The organism is Pseudomonas sp. GW821-FHT11D10 (assembly GCF_058808435.1).
This window is the reverse complement of sequence record NZ_JBXARR010000006.1, coordinates 208,039-225,379: the sequence shown is the minus strand read 5'-3', so window position 1 is coordinate 225,379 and position 17,341 is coordinate 208,039. Positions and strand designations below refer to the sequence as shown.

Below are 17,341 nucleotides of genomic sequence, written 5' to 3'. Positions count from 1 at the left end.
TTTACGGCACAATTGCCGCTCCATCAGCTCTTTCACCGATGACCTTCACCTATTCCGACCGAGTGACCTACCCGTGCAGACCACCCGTTTGACATTGATCTGCCATGCCAGAACCGTCGCACAAAAATTGGCGTGTTTTCCTACGAACGAACCTGTTGAAGAAACGGCGCTGGCGTCCTGCTCGCTGGCTTCGCGTTTCGACACGGCATCCCGTCTGATTTGCGGCCCAGAGCTGCGCACCCGCCAGACGGCGGCATGGTTTGGCCCTGAAGCGCACATCGATCAGGCCCTGCGTGATTGCGATTGGGGACGCTGGCAAGGTCAGTCGATCAAGGACTTGCAACGAAACGAACCCGAGGCATTGCAAGCCTGGCTCGAAGATCCGCACGCCGCCCCCCATGGCGGTGAATCGGTGGCGCAACTGCTTGAACGGGTGGCGGCGTGGCTGGTTGCACTGCAAGCCACGCCGGGCCACGTGGTGGCGGTTACCCATCCGTTCGTGATTCGAGCTGCATTGATGCAGGTCGTGCAGGGCGAGGCGTTTCACAGCCTTGATGTCGAGCCGCTGGCGGCGGTCGATCTGCGGTTTACCGGGCGCTGGCGGCTACGCTTGTCATGCATCAACCTCGAAGGAGCGGAGCAATGAAGCGATTGCTGGTGATCGGCATCGGTGCCGGCAACCCGGACTACATCACGATGCAGGCGGTGAAGGCGCTGAATCGGGTGGACGTGTTTTTCCTGATGGACAAGGGCCAGAGCAAGGACAAGCTGATCGACCTGCGGCGAGAAATCTGCGAGCGCTACATCACCGATCGTACGTATCGTTTCGCCGAAGCCCACAGCCCGGAACGCGAGCGCGGCGATGTGGACTACAGCGCCAGCGTCGATGATCTGAACCGCGCCAAGCAGCAAACCTTCGAACGCCTGATCAATGACGAATTGGCTGACGGGCAGTGCGGCGGTTTTCTGGTGTGGGGGGATCCGGCGTTGTACGACAGCACCATTCGTATTCTGCAGGTGATTTTGGCCTCGGGGCGATGTGAGTTTGAATTCGACGTGATTCCCGGCATCACCAGCGTTCAGGCCCTGGCGGCGCAGCACAAGGTGCCGTTGAACACCATCGGCCGCTCGATTGAAATCACCACTGGCCGACGCCTGGCGGCGGGGCAGGTGAGTGACACGGACAGTCTGGTGGTGATGCTCGATGCCGAAGACTCCTACCACCGAGTGGCGGATCAAGAGACCGAGATTTACTGGGGCGCCTACCTCGGCACGCCGGACGAAATCCTCATCCATGGCAAGCTCGGCGACGTTGCCGATGAGATCGAACGGGTCCGCAAGGCTGCCCGGGCCGAGCATGGCTGGATCATGGACACCTATCTGTTGCGCAAGCCTTGATCTCACGACCAAAGCGCTCGCGATACACCGACGGCGGCACCCCGACCACGCTGCGAAACGCCACACGAAAGCTTTCCACCGAGCGATAGCCACAGCGCAGGGCGATCTGCTCGGTGTTCTGCGGTGTGCTTTCCAGTAGTTCCCGGGCCCGGGCCAGCCGTTCGTGTTGCAGCCAGGCCTTGGGTGACTGGCCGCTGGCTTCGGTAAATTTGCGCAGGAAAGTGCGCTCGCTCATCGCCGCTTCGCTGGCCAGATCGCGCACTTCCAGTGGTTCGTGCAAGCGCTCGCGGGCCCACTGCATCACACGCGACAGGTCGCTGCGCGGCGTCGGGCTGACCGGTGTCGGAATGAATTGCGCCTGGCCGCCGGTGCGTTGCGGCGACATCACCAGCCGTCGCGCCACCGAGTTGGCGATCTGGGTGCCGAAGTCCCGCGCCACCAGATGCAGGCAGGCATCGATCCCGGCCGCGCTGCCGGCCGAAGTAATCAATTGGCCGGAATCGACGTAAAGCACGTCCGGGTCGACATCGATGGCCGGGAATCGCTCGGCCAGCTCCGAGGTGTAGCGCCAGTGAGTGGTGGCGCCGTGTCCGTCGAGCAGGCCGCTGGCGGCCAGCACAAACACGCCCGAGCAGATCGACAGCAACCGGGCGCCGCGTGAATGGGCACCACGCAATGCTTCCAGCAAGGCCTCGGGCACCGGCGCACTGCGGTCGCGCCAGCCGGGAATGATGATGGTGCGCGCATCGGCCAACAATTCCATACCACCGTCCGCCAGCACCTGAATCCCGCCCATGGCGCGCATCGGGCCTTGATCCACCGCTGCAATGCAGTGCTCGTACCACGGAAAATCGAACTCCGGTCGGGCCAGGCCGAAGATCTCCACGGCGATGCCGAACTCGAATGTGCAGAGGCCGTCGTAGGCCAGAATCGCGACCAGTCCAGGTGAATCAGGCATTTGGCGGAAAATTCCCGGTGAGTGTCTTGTGCGCCACTTTAGCGGCAAGCGGCGGCTCGATAAAGTCTGTTCATCCCTTCACAGACGTAGGAGCAACACAACATGCCCAGCCTGGTTCGCGAAATTCCTGCCGCCCCTTCGGCGATTGCCCTGATGCACTTCAGCAACCGTCTGACCTTCGAAACCGATTGTTCCGACGTCTTCAGCAGCCAGGAAGCCGGCGAGATCGATTTCGTGCTGGTGGACGTGCGCGGGCCACTGGCCTTCGAGCGCGGCCATGTGCCGGGGGCGATCAATATTCCCGGGCGTTTGCTGACAGCGGAAGGGCTGGTGGCCTACTCGAAAAACACGCTTTTCGTGGTTTATTGCGCCGGCCCCCACTGCAATGGCGCCAACAAGGCTGCGGTGAAGCTGGCGGCGCTGGGTTATCCGGTCAAGGAGATGATCGGCGGGGTGACCGGGTGGCTGGATGAAGGCTTTCAGTTGAGTATCGCGACACCGCGCGTCGCCACCGCGCCGATCGCTTGCGACTGCTGATAGCTGGAGGGTTGCCGCTTCGGCGGCACCTTTTGTCGGCTTTGTCCTACAACCCTTGCACCGCTCTGGCGCACACTTTTCCCACGTGATGGTACTCGCCGATTTTCTGTAAGTATTTGTCGCTTAAACACAATTTGCCCCGTGCGCGCCGCCATAGACTGCCGGCCACTTCGGTTTCTTTGCGCTACACAGCCCAAGGCCGAACCTGACAATCGAAAGCTGCCAATAAAAGCCTCCGCACACGGGAGTAATAAATGAAAAAGCTGGTTATGTTCGGTGCCCTGGCACTGTCGATGTTGTCCCTGACCGCCGTGGCCGAAGACGCCAAACCGATCCGTATCGGTATCGAAGCCGGTTACCCGCCATTCTCGATGAAAACCCCTGACGGCAAACTGGCCGGTTTCGACGTGGACATCGGCGACGCGCTGTGTGAGCAGATGAAAGTCAAATGCACCTGGGTCGAGCAAGAGTTCGACGGCCTGATCCCGGCGCTGAAAGTGAAGAAGATCGACGCGATCCTGTCCTCGATGACCATCACTGACGACCGCAAGAAAAACGTCGATTTCACCATCAAGTACTACCACACCCCGGCGCGCTTCGTGATGAAGGCAGGCTCCGGCGTGAAAGACCCGCTGGTCGAGCTCAAAGGCAAGAAAGTCGGCGTGCTGCGTGCCAGTACCCACGACCGTTACGCCACCGAAGTGCTGGTACCGGCCGGCATCGAACTGGTGCGTTACGGCTCGCAGCAGGAAGCCAACCTGGACATGGTTTCCGGTCGTATCGACGCGATGCTGGCCGACTCGGTCAACCTGAGCGACGGCTTCCTGAAAACCGACGCCGGCAAAGGCTTCGAATTCGTCGGCCCGACCTACGAAGACGCCAAGTACTTCGGCGGCGGCGCCGGTATCGCAGTGCGTAAAGGCGATACCGAGCTGGCGGAGAAATTCAACACCGCCATCAACGAAATCCGCGCCAACGGCAAGTACAAGCAAGTGCAGGACAAGTACTTCGACTTTGACGTGTACGGCCATTAATACGCCGTAGAAAAAAGTGGCCCCGTTTGCGCGGTGGCCACTTTTTTTTCGCCCGTGATTTATCCTGTCAGCACATTTCCAATGCGGTCACTGCGTTGGCAGCGACCACAGAATTTCCGGAGTTCCCCATGCAACGCATCGACCATCTTCTGCCCTGGAGCCACCTGGGCAGCGAACGTTCCCTGAGCGTGTTCCGTTATGGCGCCGGCCCGCGCAAGGTTTACATCCAGGCCAGCCTGCACGCCGATGAACTGCCGGGCATGCGTACCGCGTGGGAACTGAAAAAACGCCTGGCCGAGCTGGAAAGCAACGGTCAGTTGCAAGGCGTGATCGAACTGGTGCCGGTGGCCAACCCGATCGGCCTCGATCAGCACCTGCAAGGTAGCCACATGGGGCGTTTCGAGCTCGGCAGCGGCAAAAATTTCAACCGCTCCTTCGTCGAACTCAGTGGGCCGGTGGCCGAGCGCATCGGGAGTCAGTTGGGTGGTGATGCCCAAGCCAACATTGCGTTGATTCGCCAGACCATGGGTCAGGTCCTCGACGAACTGCCAGCCCCGGCCTCTCAACTGGAAGCGCTGCACCGCCTGTTGCTGCGCCACGCCTGCGAGGCCGACATCACCCTCGATCTGCATTGCGATTTCGACGCCGCGATTCATATTTACGCACTGCCGCAACACTGGCCGCAGTGGCAATCCCTCGCCGCACGCCTGAAGGCTGGCGTGGCGCTGTTGTGTGAAGATTCCGGCGGCAGTTCGTTCGATGAATCCTGCTCTTCGCCGTGGTTGCGCCTGGCCCGGGCCTTCCCGAACGCGGCGATTCCACCGGCCAACCTCGCCACCACCCTGGAACTGGGCAGCATGGGCGACACCCGCGTCGATCAGGCTCAGGCCAATTGCGAGGCGATCCTGGGCTTCTTGGCTGAGCAGGGTTTCATCAGTGGCGAATGGCCGAAAGCGCCGGAAGAATGCTGCGAAGGCATGCCGTTCGAAGGCACCGAATACCTGTTCGCCCCGCACCACGGCGTGGTGAGTTTCCTGCGCGATGCCGGTGAGTGGGTCGAGCGCGGCGATGCGCTGTTCGAAGTGGTCGATCCGTTGAACGATCGCGTGACCACCGTGCGCGCCGGCACCAGTGGCGTGTTGTTCGCCATTGATCGCGGACGTTACACCCAGCCGGGCATCTGGCAGGCGAAGGTGGCGGGGCGCGAGCCGATTCGAGTCGGGAAGCTGATCAACGACTGATACCCCATCCTCCGGATCACAGTGTTAGGCTCTGCCCCGAACCCTGCACTGTGTGAAGGAAGGCTTATGTTGAAGGTGTTTGCGCTGTTGACGCTGCTGGCGTCCACTGCCGTTCAGGCTCAGACCTCGCTGCAAAACGATCTGCCGCTCAATTACCTGGCCCAGGTGCACCCGGACGCCGAACCGCGTCCGCTGGTGATTTTCCTGCATGGCTATGGCAGCAACGAAGCCGACTTGATCGGTATGAAATTTCAGCTGCCCAAGCAGTACAACTACCTGTCGGTGCAGGCACCGATGGCGTTGGGGGAAGGGCGTTTCCAGTGGTTTCGCAAGAAAGGCGAAGGTGCCTACAACGGCGAGACCGATGATCTGAAGGCCAGCAGCCAGAAACTGCGGGCCTTTATCGCCGCTGCGGCGCAGAAATATCACGCGCAACCGGAGAAGGTGTACCTGATCGGCTTTAGCCAGGGCGCGATGATGACCTACGAGGTCGGGCTGCGGCAGCCGGCGGCGGTGGGTGGCATTGCCGCGTTGAGCGGGCGGGTGTTGCCGGTGCTCAAGAGCGAGCTGAAGTCGGAGCAACAGCATCCGCCGCTGGAGATCTTCATCGGCCACGGCACGGCGGATGACCGGGTGCCGTACAGCGGTGGCACCGAGGCCGATGCTTTATTGCAGAAGTTGTCGTACAAACCGCAATTTCATGCCTATCCCGGCGTCGGCCACAGCATCAGCGCGGCCGAACTTCGGGATCTGAACGACTGGTTGCAGCAACTCAACCCGTGAAGATCACTTTTCCTTGAGAATGGTTTTCACCAATGCTTCGTGACCGCTCTTGTCGCTGGCCCGGGAAATCACCTGGACCAGCGCCATGCGCGTGCCGGAGCCGGCCAGCAACGTGGTGTTGAGGGTCTGGCCGCCGCCCTGGGTGGCGGTGCTGTCGACCTGGCGCAGGCCCAGGCCATTGCCTTTCTGGGTCAGGCTCTTTTCGCTGAGTTTGTTGAAGTCCGGCAGGGCCTTGCGCTGGGCTTCGATGAAATCGGAGACGGTGCCGTCGAGGAACGTGCTGTCGTTGTCCTTGACGTTGTTGCCTTCGGGAATCTGGTTTTCGGCGACGATGACCACCGTCTTGGTGGCGTCGTTGCTGTACATGGTGCCCTTGGCACCGGTCGGACCGGCCGGCAGCGGGTCGCCGACAAAGCCCTTGGGCAGGACAAAACTGAATTTGCCGTCGAGCATCGAGACTTTCTCGGTGACAGCCTTTTCTTTGGCCTTGGCTGCCTGAGCATTGATGGCGCCGAAACCGGCCACCGCCGCCAACAACAGGACGACGGCTTTCTTGCTAAGCAATGACATTCGAATCTCCGAGGGATGGTCGCGCTTGGGCGGCGATCATCCCATGGAGCGTGCATGGCACTCCAGCGCGGTTTGTCCGGTCGGGATCAGTTCGGCGACGGTGCCGGCGCGGGTTTGGCCAGCAACTGCCGGGTGACGCCCAGCATCGCCACCGAAACGGCCACGGCCACGACGAAGCCGCCAAAACCCAGGCTTGGGACTGTCAGCGCCAACACCAGGCAGAACGCCGAAAACGAATACATCCCCGTCGCCGTTGCCCGCAACAACGCAGCGGTGAACGCCGGACCACGGGTCTGCTGGGAAAACACTGCCATCACGCTGCCGAGCACCGGGAACACCGCGAGCAATCCGCTCCAGCGTTCGCCGACGGTGCTGGCCAGCATGGTTACCACCAACGTCAACGCCGCCCCGGCGATCATCCGCCACACCAGTTTGTCCGACTTCGGCGCCGGGCCGCTGACCACCGGTTGCACCTTGGGAAACAGGTATGGCGCGGCAAGAAGGGCAGTTGCAGCGGCGGCAATCGAGAAGGGCAGAGAGGCCGGTATCACCGACAGAATCAACGCCAGCACGGCCCAGACCGATAAGGAAACCAGCAATGCCAGCGGCCAGTTCGTCCGCTGGGCCACCTGCGCATAAGTGACGCAAAACGCGATCATCGCAAACATGGCCGACAGCGCTGCGACCGCCGATTGCGCGGCAAATGCCGGGCCTTGCTCGATGGCGAGGAAAAACAGAATCGGCCCGACCACCACCGGCAACCCCGACAGCCACCCGGCAACGCTGGGGCCCCAACGCTTGCCCGCGAGGGAAATCAGCAGCAGGAAACCGGGAATCAGCAGCAGTTTGAGGATCAGCACGCAGGTGTCTCCGTGGGGGTGAATGAGGGCCACGTTAGCATTGTCGTTCACGGATTGCTGCATATGCATGCAAAACATGTATGCAAAATGCCGGGGGCGATAGCGGACTATGCTCTGAGTATCAGGGTTTACCGGAGTCGATGCCGCGATGAGCAGTACACCGAAGGTGTTGCGTGGATGCTGCGGAATTGGCTTGTGGGCCTTGTTGCTGACACCCACCTGGGCCAGTTGGCAGGACGCGGTGCCCGGCGCACAGATCATCGGCACCGGTGATTTCAGTGTGTTCGGTTTCGACGTCTACAACGCCCGGTTGTGGAGCGCGGCGCGACCGCTGGCCGATGGGCAACCCTTTGCTCTGGAGCTGATCTACCGGCGTTCCATTTCCCGCGATGACCTGGTGAAGGCCAGCGTCGACGAGATCAGGCGCCTGGCCGGTGCCTCCCTCAGCCCGGTGCAACTGGCCGTGTGGCAAACCCAGATGCAGCAATCGTTCGTTGATGTTCAGGCCGGCACGCGGATCACCGGGGTGTATTTGCCGGGGCAGGGCGCGCGGTTCTTTGTCGGCCAACAGTTGCAGCATGAAATCGATGACCCGCAGTTTGCCCGGGCGTTTTTCGACATCTGGCTCGACCCGCGCACGCGCAGTCCCGAGCTGCGCCAGCAACTGCTCGGCAACGGCAAACCCTGAGCGCAGCACATCGGCGCTTGGGCACGTCGACTGAAACGTCTAAGCTGCGTCTTTCGACTTGTTTCTGGATGTGTGCGTGAAATTCAGCTTGCCCAAAATCGCCACCGCGCCGTTCTGCCCGCCGGAAGTGGCCGGCAGTGTTCCGGTCGATCCCAACGCCTCGTTCTTCAAACGCGTGCTGCGCTTTGCCGGCCCCGGTTTGCTGGTGTCGATCGGTTACATGGATCCGGGCAACTGGGCCACCGCGATCGAGGCCGGTTCGCGCTTCGGCTACAGCCTGTTGTTTGTGGTGTTGCTGGCGAGTCTGGCGGGCATGGTCGTGCAATGCCTGTGCTCGCGGCTGGGCATCGCCACCGGGCGCGATCTGGCGCAGCTGTCCCGCGAACGCTACAGCACTCCGACGGCGCGGTTGCAATGGGTGCTGGCGGAAATCTCGATCATTGCCACTGACCTGGCTGAAGTGCTCGGCTGTGCGCTGGCGTTTCACCTGTTGCTGGGCTGTTCGCTGACGTTCGGCATCGCCCTGACCGCATTCGATACGCTGCTGGTGCTGGCCCTGCAAAACCGTGGTTTCCGCCGGCTGGAGGCGATCATGCTGGTGCTGGTGGGCACCATCGGCGCGTGTTTCTTCGTCGAGCTGTTGCTGATCAAACCGTACTGGCCGGACGTCGCCCAAGGCTTCAAACCGTCGCTGTCGGCGATCAGTGATGCCGCGCCGTTGTATCTGGCTATCGGCATCCTCGGCGCCACCGTCATGCCGCACAATCTGTACCTGCATACTTCGATCGTGCAGACGCGGCTGATCGGCAAGGATCTGGCCAGCAAGCAGGACGCGGTAAAACTGGCGCGCATCGACACCATTGGTTCGCTGGCGCTGGCGTTGCTGGTCAACGCGGCGATCCTGATTCTCGCGGCGGCAGCCTTTCATCAGTCCGGGCACACCGACGTGGTCGATATCCAGGATGCCTATCACTTGCTCGACCCACTGGTGGGCGGCGCGCTGGCCAGTGTGCTGTTCGGCGTGGCGTTGCTGGCGTCGGGGCAGAGCTCGACCTTCACCGGCACCATCGCCGGGCAAGTGATCATGGAAGGCTATCTGAACCTGCGAATCCCATGCTGGCAGCGGCGCCTGATCACCCGTGGGCTGGCGCTGATTCCGGCGTTCATCGGCGTGTGGCTGATGGGCGACGGCGCGGTGGGCAAGTTGCTGGTGCTGAGTCAGGTGGTGTTGAGCCTGCAACTGCCGTTTGCGCTGTATCCGCTGATTCGCATGACCAACGACAAACAGCTGATGGGACCGTTTGTGAACCGGTTACCGACCAAGGTGCTGGCGTGGGGATTATTTGTGGTGATCAGCGGCGCGAATGCCTGGCTGATTCTGCAGTTGGCCGCCTAACGGCCGAAGGCATCCACCACAAAATCAATGAACACCCGAGTCTTGGCCGGCAGCAAGGTTCGGCTCGGGTAGTACAGCGATATCGCCCCGGCATCGCACTGCCAGTCGGGCAGCAGCCGCACCAGTTCACCGCGTTCGATCTGGGCGCTGACATCGGGTAGCACCAGCATCGTCACGCCCAGACCCAACAACGCAGCGGTGCGCATGGCCATCGGATCATTCAGCACGATGTTCGGGTTGAGCAGGGCGCTGGCCTGTTCGCCGGCTTCGTTGTGCATCTGCCATTGGCGCAGGCGCCCGGTGCGCAGGCCGCGCATGACGATGCCGTGGTGATCGGCAAGATCAGCCGGATGTCGCGGCAGGGCGCGTCCGACCAGATACGCCGGCGACGCCACCGCCAGCACTTCGGCGGACGACAATGGCCGGGCGACCACGCCGGGCGTCAACTCGAATCCGCCGCCAATCGCCACGTCATAACCCTCGGCGATCAGATCCACCTGACGATTTTCGAAGTGCCATTCCGGGCGAATCAGCGGATAGCGCGCCAGAAACTCCGGCAGCAGCGGCAGCATGTGATCGATGCCGAACGTCGGCGGCAGGCTGATCTTGAGCACACCCGCCGGCTCGCCGCGCTCGGTCGCCACCGTCGCGATCGCGGCCTGCAAGGCGTCGAGGTTGCCGCCGATACTCGCCAGAAAACCTTCACCGGCCTCAGTCAGCGACAGCTTGCGGGTCGAACGCTGAAACAGCCGCACGCCGAGGTTGCGTTCAAGAATCGCCACGTTACGGCTGACCGCCGCCGGAGTCAGCGCCAGCAACCGTGCAGCGGCAGAGAAGCTGCCGGTCTCGGCGCTGCGGACGAAGGATTCAAGATTGGCAAGGGTTTCCATGGGTTCGACCTGATAGCGATGCTTGAAGATCATTCAAGGCATTACCGGCTAATCAAGTGGGAATGGCAAGCGCAAGATTCGTTTCGAGTCTTACCCCACTTTGAGGAAAACATCATGAGCACTATTGGAATCATCGGCGCTGGCGCCATCGGTTCAGCGTTTGCCAAAGCCCTTTCGCGTCAGGGCATCCCGTTGGTCATCGCCAACAGTCGCGGGCCGGACACTTTGTCCGGACTGGTCGCAGAACTCGGCCCGACTGCCCGCGCCGTTACCCGTGAAGAGGCCGCCGCTCAGGACATCGTGCTGGTCGCAGTGAACTGGTCGAAACTGCCGACGGCGCTGGCCGGGTTGCCGGACTTCGGTGGACGGATCGTCATCGATGCCAACAACTCGATTGAAGCGCCATCGTTCAAACCGGTGGATTTGCAGGGGCGGCCGTCCAGCGAAGTGTTCGCCGAATGGGTGCCGGGCGCGCGGGTGGTCAAGGCGTTCAACCATTTGCTGGCGCGTTTGCTGGAAGCGGATCCGGCGTCGGAGGGCGGCAAGCGTGTGCTGTTCCTGTCCGGGGATGATGCGCAGGCCAAGGCTGAAGTCGGCGCGCTGATCGATCAGCTAGGCTTCTTCGGTATCGATCTGGGGGAGTTGAGCGTAGGCGCGCGGCTGGTGCAGTTCCCGGGCGGGCCGTTGCCAGTGCTGAATCTGGTGAAGTTCGCCTGACCTTCAGGCAAAAAAATACCCGGTGCGACGTGAGTCGTACCGGGTTTGTTGCCAACGGGCAGTGGATGTCGTGGATCCGCCGCCCGCTGTTGAACCTCTTTTGCGTTTAAGCGCGTTCCAGCGCCAGAGCCACGCCTTGACCGCCGCCGATGCACAGGGTCGCCAGACCCTTCTTCGCATCACGCTTGATCATTTCGTGCAGCAGGGTCACCAGCACACGGCAGCCGGATGCACCGATCGGGTGACCGAGGGCGATGGCGCCACCGTTGACGTTGACCTTGTCCAGATCCCATTGCAGATCCTTGGCCACCGCCAGCGATTGTGCGGCGAAGGCTTCGTTGGCCTCGATCAGGTCGAGCTGGCCGATGTTCCAGCCAGCCTTGTCCAGGCAGCGGCGGGTGGCCGACACCGGGCCGATGCCCATGATCGCCGGGTCAACGCCCGCGTTGGCGTAAGCAGCGATTTTCGCCAGTACCGGCAGGCCCAGGGCCTTGGCTTTTTCGGCGCTCATCAGAATCACGGCAGCCGCACCGTCGTTCAGCGACGAAGCGTTGCCGGCGGTGACGCTGCCGTCCTTCTTGAAGGCCGGACGCAGTTTGGCCAGGGATTCGGCGGTGGTGTCGCCGCGTGGCTGCTCGTCGACCTTGAACGCCACCGGATCGCCTTTGCGCTGCGGGATCAGGATCGGGGTGATTTCATCGACAAAACGACCGGCCTCGATGGCCGCGGCGGCTTTCTGTTGCGACGCGGCAGCGAAGGCGTCCTGCTGCTCGCGGCTGATCTCGTACTTCTCGACCAGGTTCTCGGCGGTAATGCCCATGTGGTAATCGTTGAATGCATCCCACAGGCCATCGCTGATCATGGTGTCGACGATTTGCGCGTGACCCATGCGCAGACCGGTGCGCGCGCCCGGCATCACATAGTTGGCCAGGCTCATGTTTTCCTGGCCGCCGGCAATGATCACGTCCGCGTCGCCGCAACGGATCGCCTGGGCGCCGAGGTGCAGGGCCTTGAGGCCCGAGCCGCAAACCTTGTTCAGGGTCATGGCCGGTACGGCGTGGGGCAGACCGGCCTTGATCGCCGACTGGCGCGCCGGGTTCTGGCCGGCGCCGGCGGTCAGCACCTGGCCCATGATCACTTCATCGACCTGAGCACCGTCCAGACCGGTCTGCTCAAGCAACTGGCGGATGACCGCTGCGCCCAGATCCACGGCGGAGACGGTGGCCAGCGAACCCTGGAAACTGCCGATCGCGGTACGCGTGGCGGCAACAATGACGACGTCTTGCATTTTCGAATTCCTCACTCGGCAGCGAACTGCATTTCCGGTACGTGATCCGGGACGATCAGTTTACCAGCGGTTTTGGCGACGATTTCCTCGACGCTGACGCCAGGTGCGCGTTCCTTGAGGACAAAAGCGCCATTTTCGATTTCCAGGTAGGCAAGGTCAGTCAGCACGCGCTTGATGCAACCGGCGCCGGTCAGCGGCAGGCTGCACTGGCTCAGCAACTTGGACTCACCGTCCTTGGACGCGTGGGTCATGATGACGATGATGTTGTCGGCGCCGGCCACCAGGTCCATCGCGCCGCCCATGCCCTTGACCAGTTTGCCGGGGATCATCCACGAGGCGATGTTGCCTTGCACGTCCACTTCGAACGCGCCCAGCACGGTCAGGTCGACGTGACCGCCACGGATCATTGCGAAGGATTCGGCCGAGGAAAAGATCGAAGCGCCGATGCGCGCAGTCACGGTTTGCTTGCCGGCGTTGATCATGTCGGCATCGATGGTTTCTTCAGTCGGGAAAGGGCCCATGCCGAGCAGGCCGTTTTCCGATTGCAGCATGACTTCCATGCCTTCGGGGATGTAGTTGGCGACCAGGGTCGGAATGCCGATGCCGAGGTTCACGTAGTAGCCGTCCTGCATTTCGCGGGCGACGCGTTGAGCCATTTGTTCGCGGGTAAGTGCCATGTTCTTGTTCTCCGTCAGCCTGGATTATTTGCGGATGGTGCGTTGTTCGATGCGTTTTTCGAACGTGCCGCAAATGACCCGGTCGACGTAGATGCCGGGCGTGTGGATGTGTGCGGGATCCAGTTCGCCGGGTTCGACGATTTCTTCGACTTCGACCACGGTGATCTTGCCGGCGGTGGCGGCCAGCGGGTTGAAGTTCTGGGCGGTGTGGCGATAGATGACGTTGCCGAAGTGGTCGGCTTTCCAGCCTTTGACGATGGCGAAGTCGCCGGTGATGGATTCTTCCATCAGGTACTTGCGACCGTGGAATTCACGCACTTCCTTGCCTTCGGCGACCGGGGTGCCGACGCCGGTTGCGGTGAAGAACGCCGGGATGCCGGCACCGCCTGCGCGCATTTTTTCGGCGAGGGTGCCTTGCGGGGTCAGGACGACTTCGATGTCGCCTTTGAGCAGTTGCTCTTCGAACAGTTTGTTTTCGCCGACGTAGGAGGCGACCACCTTGCTGATCTGGCGGTCGGTCAGCAGAACGCCGAGGCCGAAGCCATCAACACCGCAGTTGTTGGAGACGACGGTGAGGTCGCGGGTGCCCTTGCGCTTGATCTCGGCGATCAGATTTTCCGGAATGCCACAAAGGCCGAAGCCGCCGGCGATCACGGTCATGCCGTCTTCAAGACCTGCCATGGCTTCCTCGTAGGAATACACGCGCTTGTCGAAACCTGCCATATGCACCTCTTTTATTGTTTGTCGGGCGGCTGGCTAGCCGAATGACTGGAGTGTCGCGCTGAAGGATATATTTGTTAAGTTGATTTTTAAGGTTGATTGATTGATAAAGCTCATTAAATGTCCGCCATGGCTGGCGGGCGGATATTCAGCTTAGCCCTTCAAGTGACACGACCATGACCATCAAGCAGATCCGCGCGTTTCTCGCCGTCGCCCAGAGCCTGAGCTTTGCTGTGGCCTGCGAGCGCCTGCACCTCTCGCAATCGGCGTTGAGCCTGACCATCAAGGCGCTGGAAGAAGGCCTGGGCGGGCGCCTGTTCAGCCGCAACACGCGAAACGTGGCGCTGACTCCGGAAGGCGAATCGCTGCTGCCGCTGGCCCGGCGCCTGATCGCCGACTGGGACAACGCCGAAGACGAAATGCGCCAGCGCTTCAGCCTCCAGCGCGGACGGGTCACGCTGGCGGCGATGCCGTCGTTTGCCGGCAACCTGCTGCCGCCGATCCTCAAGACCTTCCGCGCGCGTTATCCGAACGTCAACGTCACGGTCAACGACGTGATCAATGAGCAAGTGCTGGAGATGGTCCGCGATCGCCAGGTCGAACTCGGCGTGGCCTTCGAGCCGATGCAGAACACCTCGCTGACGTTCACGCCGCTTTACCGGGATCGTTTCGTCGCCGTGGTGCCGCAGGATTCGCCACTGGCCGATCGGAGCGACATTGATTGGCAGACCTTGCTGCAGGAACCGTTCATCACCCTGCAACGACCGTCCACGGTTCGGGTGATGCTGGAAGAACACTTGCAGGCCCGAGGGATGAAGCTGCCGGTGGAGTTTGAAAGCCATCAACTGGCGACGGTGGGGCGGATGGTGGCGAGCGGGCTGGGCGTCAGTGCGGTGCCGGCGTTGTGTGCCGGGCAGATGCGAGAACTGGGCGCGCATTGCCTGACCTTGCACGAGCCGGTGGTGGAGCGGGCGATTGGCGTGCTGACGGATCCGGGGAATGAACTGTCGGCGGCGGCGCAGGCGCTTTTTGACATTCTCAAGGCTGAGGATTTTGAGTGTCAGTGAGTCCGCTACCCTCACCCCAGCCCTCTCCCGGAGGGAGAGGGAGCCGACCGAGTCGTGCTGTTAAATTCATCGACCTGAAACACCGAGTCGATTATGGATTCAGCCTTTCAACTCTTGAGTTCAACTCGGTCCGTTCCCTCTCCCCCAAGAGGGAGAGGGGAAAGGGAGCCGATCTTCATGCCTTCCAAAACCTGAGCTCAACTCGGTAATCCAGGTCGATGTACTTCGAAAGTAAAACACGGTCAGTTCCCTCTCCCTTGGGAGAGGGCTAGGGTGAGGGGTTGGGATCTCAAGCCGGACACCTCCCTCCCGGCATCAACCATTCATCGCTTGAGCCAACAGCGGCAATAACGCCTCACAAGACGCTTCAATCTTCAAATCCAGCAACTCATCCGCCCGCGTTTTCCCTAGGTTGATCGCAATCAGCGGCTTGCCCCGATCCGCAATCACCCGGCACAGGCGAAACGCCGAATACGCCATCAACGACGAACCAACCACCAGCATCCCGGCGGCATTTTCCGCCAGCGCCATGGCCCGCGCCGCCGTTGGCTGCGCCACGTTCTCCCCAAAAAACACCACGTCCGGTTTCATCCGTTCGCCTGCGCAATGCGGGCAGTGCGGCACCTGAAAGCGCGCCTCGAAGGCCGGGTCGAGCAAGGTGTCGCCGTCCGGTGCCTGGACGGCATCGACACCCGCCAGATACGGGTTCTGCGTTTCCATCAATTGCTGAATCGAATCCCGCTCGCTGCGCTGCCCGCAATCCAGACACAGCACCCGGTGCAGGCTGCCGTGAAGTTCGATGACGTCGTGACTGCCGGCCTGATCGTGCAGGGTGTCGACATTCTGGGTGATCAAACCGCCGATCCGGCCGTGGCTTTGCAGACTGGCCAGCGCCTCATGGGCGGCGTTCGGCTGCGCCTGGCGCACGCGCGGCCAGCCGAGCATCGCCCGGGCCCAGTAGCGGCGGCGCGATTCCGGGGCGGCGAGGAATTCCTGGTACATCATCGGCTGCCGGCCACGGCGCACGCCGTCGGTATCGCGGTAGTCCGGAATGCCTGACGGCGTGCTGATGCCGGCGCCGGTCAGCACAATGAAGTCGCCGTCGGCCATGACCTGTTGCAGATAGTCGAGCGGGTCGGGGAGGGGACGGTCGAGCATGATCAGCGCTCCGCAGGCGGTAAGTGCCTTGCAGGTTAGCACCGACGGACGCCTCTTTTCAGAGGCGTCCGCTGCCCGAGGTTACTTGCGTGCCTCCAGAATCAGGTTGAACGGCGTCTGCGTCGCCCGCCGAAAGTGTTTGAAGCCTGCTTCGGTAAACACCTTGCGCAAGCGCGACTCGCCGGCCTGCGCACCGAGGCCGAGTCCCACTTCCTGGGACAGCGAGTTCGGCGTGCAGATGAACGTTGACGCGGCATAGAACAAGCGCCCGACCGGCGTGATGTTTTCGTCCAGGGTGTCATTGGCGAACGGCTCGACCAGCAGCACCGTGCCGTCGTCTTTCAGGGATTCAAACGCATGCTTCGCCGCCCCGACCGGATCGCCCATGTCGTGCAGGCAGTCGAAATAGCAGATCAGGTCATAGTCATCGCCGGGATAGCTTTTCGCCGTGCCCTGGAAGAACCGCGCGCGACTGCTGACGCCGCCTTCTTCGGCCCGTTGGGTGGCCACGGTGATCGAAGGCGCGTGATAGTCGAAGCCGACGAACCGCGAGTTGGGATAGGCCTGGGCCATGATGACCGTGGACGCACCGTGACCGCAGCCGATGTCGGCGACCTTGGCGCCTTCTTCGAGTTTGGCCACCACGCCGTCCAGCGCCGGCAGCCATTCGGCGATCAAATGCCCCTTGTAGCCGGGACGAAAGAAGCGCTCGGTGCCAGTGAACATGCACGGATGGTGATCACCCCAGGGCAGGGCGCCGTTGCCGCGCATGGCTTTGACCAGTTTGTCCTTGTCATGGAAAAACGACGCCACCACGCCGAGCCCGCCGGCCACGTACACCGGCGAGTCCTCCTTGGCCAGGGCCAGCGCCTGTTCTTCCGGCAGACGAAACTTGCCGTCGTGATGTTCCATGTAGCCGGACGCCGCGTGGGCGCTCAGCCATTCGCGCACCAGGCGCGGGTTGCAGGTGGTTTTTGCTGCGAGGGATTCGGCGCTGATCGGCTGGCTGTCGGCCATTGCCCGATACAGGCCGAGTTCTTCGCCGACAATGACATTGGCCAGCATCGCCGCGCCGCCCATGTCGTTGACCAGTTTGCCCATGAATTCGTTGAGTCTGGCCTCGTCCATTTCATGTGCTCCTTTGACAGGATCACAGTCCGGTGGCGTTGGGGGTCGAGGCATTCACCACCGGGCGGTGGTCGTGGAAACGGGCAGGGCGACACTGCTGTCCTGCGTCCCCCTCGACTGGGTACTGATTGAGTCTAGCCGCTGTTGGCGCCGGCGGGAGCGGGCTGTGTGGATTTCGAGGCTGTGAATCGTTGTGTGTCGCGATGGTGCGCTCTTCCACCTTAGCGTGGG

At 62.0% G+C, this 17,341-nt stretch carries 19 protein-coding genes; 10 read left to right on the top strand and 9 right to left on the bottom strand.

The features are described 5' to 3' along the window. The first annotated feature begins 73 nt into the window (after positions 1 to 73). The gene (locus tag AC1RT4_RS19435) at positions 74 to 646 is read left to right on the top strand and encodes a histidine phosphatase family protein (RefSeq protein WP_493087138.1); all 573 of its coding nucleotides are present in this window, start codon (positions 74 to 76) and stop codon (positions 644 to 646) included. Then, positions 643 to 1,398, top strand: coding sequence for a precorrin-6A synthase (deacetylating) (gene cobF, locus AC1RT4_RS19430; RefSeq protein WP_493087134.1), 756 nt, complete (start codon positions 643 to 645; stop codon positions 1,396 to 1,398). The genes AC1RT4_RS19435 and cobF overlap by 4 nt, the downstream gene beginning before the upstream one ends. On the opposite strand, the gene ftrA is transcribed toward cobF, so the two are convergent. Then, positions 1,367 to 2,356, bottom strand: coding sequence for a transcriptional regulator FtrA (gene ftrA, locus AC1RT4_RS19425; RefSeq protein WP_493087132.1), 990 nt, complete (start codon positions 2,354 to 2,356; stop codon positions 1,367 to 1,369). The genes cobF and ftrA overlap by 32 nt on opposite strands. A gap of 102 nt (positions 2,357 to 2,458) precedes the next feature. On the opposite strand from ftrA, the gene AC1RT4_RS19420 reads away from it, so the two are divergent. The 4 genes from AC1RT4_RS19420 (at position 2,459) to AC1RT4_RS19405 (ending at position 5,951) form a co-directional block, all read left to right on the top strand. Continuing rightward, positions 2,459 to 2,893 (top strand): rhodanese-like domain-containing protein, encoded by a 435-nt coding sequence (locus AC1RT4_RS19420; protein WP_493087130.1) that lies wholly within the window; start codon positions 2,459 to 2,461, stop codon positions 2,891 to 2,893. Between the two features lie 254 nt (positions 2,894 to 3,147). Further along, positions 3,148 to 3,927 carry an ABC transporter substrate-binding protein gene (locus tag AC1RT4_RS19415; RefSeq protein WP_007956251.1) on the top strand — a complete coding sequence of 260 codons (780 nt, stop codon included), beginning with the start codon at positions 3,148 to 3,150 and terminating at the stop codon, positions 3,925 to 3,927. 128 nt (positions 3,928 to 4,055) lie between these two features. Next, positions 4,056 to 5,168: a succinylglutamate desuccinylase/aspartoacylase family protein gene (locus AC1RT4_RS19410; RefSeq protein WP_493087127.1), complete on the top strand. Its 1,113-nt coding sequence runs from the start codon at positions 4,056 to 4,058 to the stop codon at positions 5,166 to 5,168. A 66-nt stretch (positions 5,169 to 5,234) separates the two neighbouring features. Then, positions 5,235 to 5,951: an alpha/beta hydrolase gene (locus AC1RT4_RS19405; protein WP_115077322.1), complete on the top strand. Its 717-nt coding sequence runs from the start codon at positions 5,235 to 5,237 to the stop codon at positions 5,949 to 5,951. A gap of 3 nt (positions 5,952 to 5,954) precedes the next feature. On the opposite strand, the gene AC1RT4_RS19400 is transcribed toward AC1RT4_RS19405, so the two are convergent. Next, positions 5,955 to 6,521, bottom strand: coding sequence for a DcrB/PsbP domain-containing protein (locus AC1RT4_RS19400; RefSeq protein WP_493087125.1), 567 nt, complete (start codon positions 6,519 to 6,521; stop codon positions 5,955 to 5,957). A gap of 86 nt (positions 6,522 to 6,607) precedes the next feature. After that, positions 6,608 to 7,381, bottom strand: a complete 774-nt coding sequence (locus AC1RT4_RS19395) for a hypothetical protein (protein WP_493087121.1) — start codon at positions 7,379 to 7,381, stop codon at positions 6,608 to 6,610. A gap of 148 nt (positions 7,382 to 7,529) precedes the next feature. On the opposite strand from AC1RT4_RS19395, the gene AC1RT4_RS19390 reads away from it, so the two are divergent. Both AC1RT4_RS19390 and AC1RT4_RS19385 read left to right on the top strand, forming a co-directional pair. Beyond that, positions 7,530 to 8,069, top strand: coding sequence for a chalcone isomerase family protein (locus AC1RT4_RS19390; RefSeq protein WP_221535097.1), 540 nt, complete (start codon positions 7,530 to 7,532; stop codon positions 8,067 to 8,069). A 127-nt stretch (positions 8,070 to 8,196) separates the two neighbouring features. Further along, positions 8,197 to 9,465, top strand: coding sequence for an Nramp family divalent metal transporter (locus AC1RT4_RS19385; RefSeq protein WP_431768360.1), 1,269 nt, complete (start codon positions 8,197 to 8,199; stop codon positions 9,463 to 9,465). Here the strand turns inward: AC1RT4_RS19385 and AC1RT4_RS19380 are convergent. Then, the gene (locus AC1RT4_RS19380) at positions 9,462 to 10,355 is read right to left on the bottom strand and encodes a LysR family transcriptional regulator (RefSeq protein WP_493087384.1); all 894 of its coding nucleotides are present in this window, start codon (positions 10,353 to 10,355) and stop codon (positions 9,462 to 9,464) included. The genes AC1RT4_RS19385 and AC1RT4_RS19380 overlap by 4 nt on opposite strands. 114 nt (positions 10,356 to 10,469) lie before the next feature. On the opposite strand from AC1RT4_RS19380, the gene AC1RT4_RS19375 reads away from it, so the two are divergent. Next, positions 10,470 to 11,072: an NADPH-dependent F420 reductase gene (locus AC1RT4_RS19375; RefSeq protein WP_493087119.1), complete on the top strand. Its 603-nt coding sequence runs from the start codon at positions 10,470 to 10,472 to the stop codon at positions 11,070 to 11,072. Positions 11,073 to 11,178: 106 nt separating this feature from the next. Here AC1RT4_RS19375 and AC1RT4_RS19370 read toward each other — a convergent pair whose 3' ends face one another. The 3 genes from AC1RT4_RS19370 to AC1RT4_RS19360 are packed head-to-tail and all read right to left on the bottom strand — an operon-like array spanning position 11,179 to position 13,760. Continuing rightward, the gene (locus AC1RT4_RS19370) at positions 11,179 to 12,360 is read right to left on the bottom strand and encodes an acetyl-CoA C-acetyltransferase (RefSeq protein ID WP_085733159.1); all 1,182 of its coding nucleotides are present in this window, start codon (positions 12,358 to 12,360) and stop codon (positions 11,179 to 11,181) included. 11 nt (positions 12,361 to 12,371) lie between these two features. Beyond that, on the bottom strand, positions 12,372 to 13,037 hold the full coding sequence (locus tag AC1RT4_RS19365; RefSeq protein ID WP_115077327.1) for a CoA transferase subunit B: 666 nt from the start codon (positions 13,035 to 13,037) through the stop codon (positions 12,372 to 12,374). A 24-nt stretch (positions 13,038 to 13,061) separates the two neighbouring features. Continuing rightward, the gene (locus tag AC1RT4_RS19360; RefSeq protein WP_007956274.1) at positions 13,062 to 13,760 is read right to left on the bottom strand and encodes a CoA transferase subunit A; all 699 of its coding nucleotides are present in this window, start codon (positions 13,758 to 13,760) and stop codon (positions 13,062 to 13,064) included. Between the two features lie 173 nt (positions 13,761 to 13,933). Between AC1RT4_RS19360 and AC1RT4_RS19355 the strand changes: the two genes are divergently transcribed. Next, positions 13,934 to 14,824 (top strand): LysR family transcriptional regulator, encoded by an 891-nt coding sequence (locus AC1RT4_RS19355; RefSeq protein WP_493087116.1) that lies wholly within the window; start codon positions 13,934 to 13,936, stop codon positions 14,822 to 14,824. A gap of 315 nt (positions 14,825 to 15,139) precedes the next feature. Here the strand turns inward: AC1RT4_RS19355 and AC1RT4_RS19350 are convergent, their stop codons facing one another. Then, the gene (locus AC1RT4_RS19350) at positions 15,140 to 15,982 is read right to left on the bottom strand and encodes an NAD-dependent protein deacetylase (RefSeq protein ID WP_493087114.1); all 843 of its coding nucleotides are present in this window, start codon (positions 15,980 to 15,982) and stop codon (positions 15,140 to 15,142) included. 81 nt (positions 15,983 to 16,063) lie between these two features. Continuing rightward, positions 16,064 to 17,110 carry a class I SAM-dependent methyltransferase gene (locus tag AC1RT4_RS19345; RefSeq protein ID WP_493087111.1) on the bottom strand — a complete coding sequence of 349 codons (1,047 nt, stop codon included), beginning with the start codon at positions 17,108 to 17,110 and terminating at the stop codon, positions 16,064 to 16,066. Positions 17,111 to 17,341 lie beyond the last annotated feature (231 nt).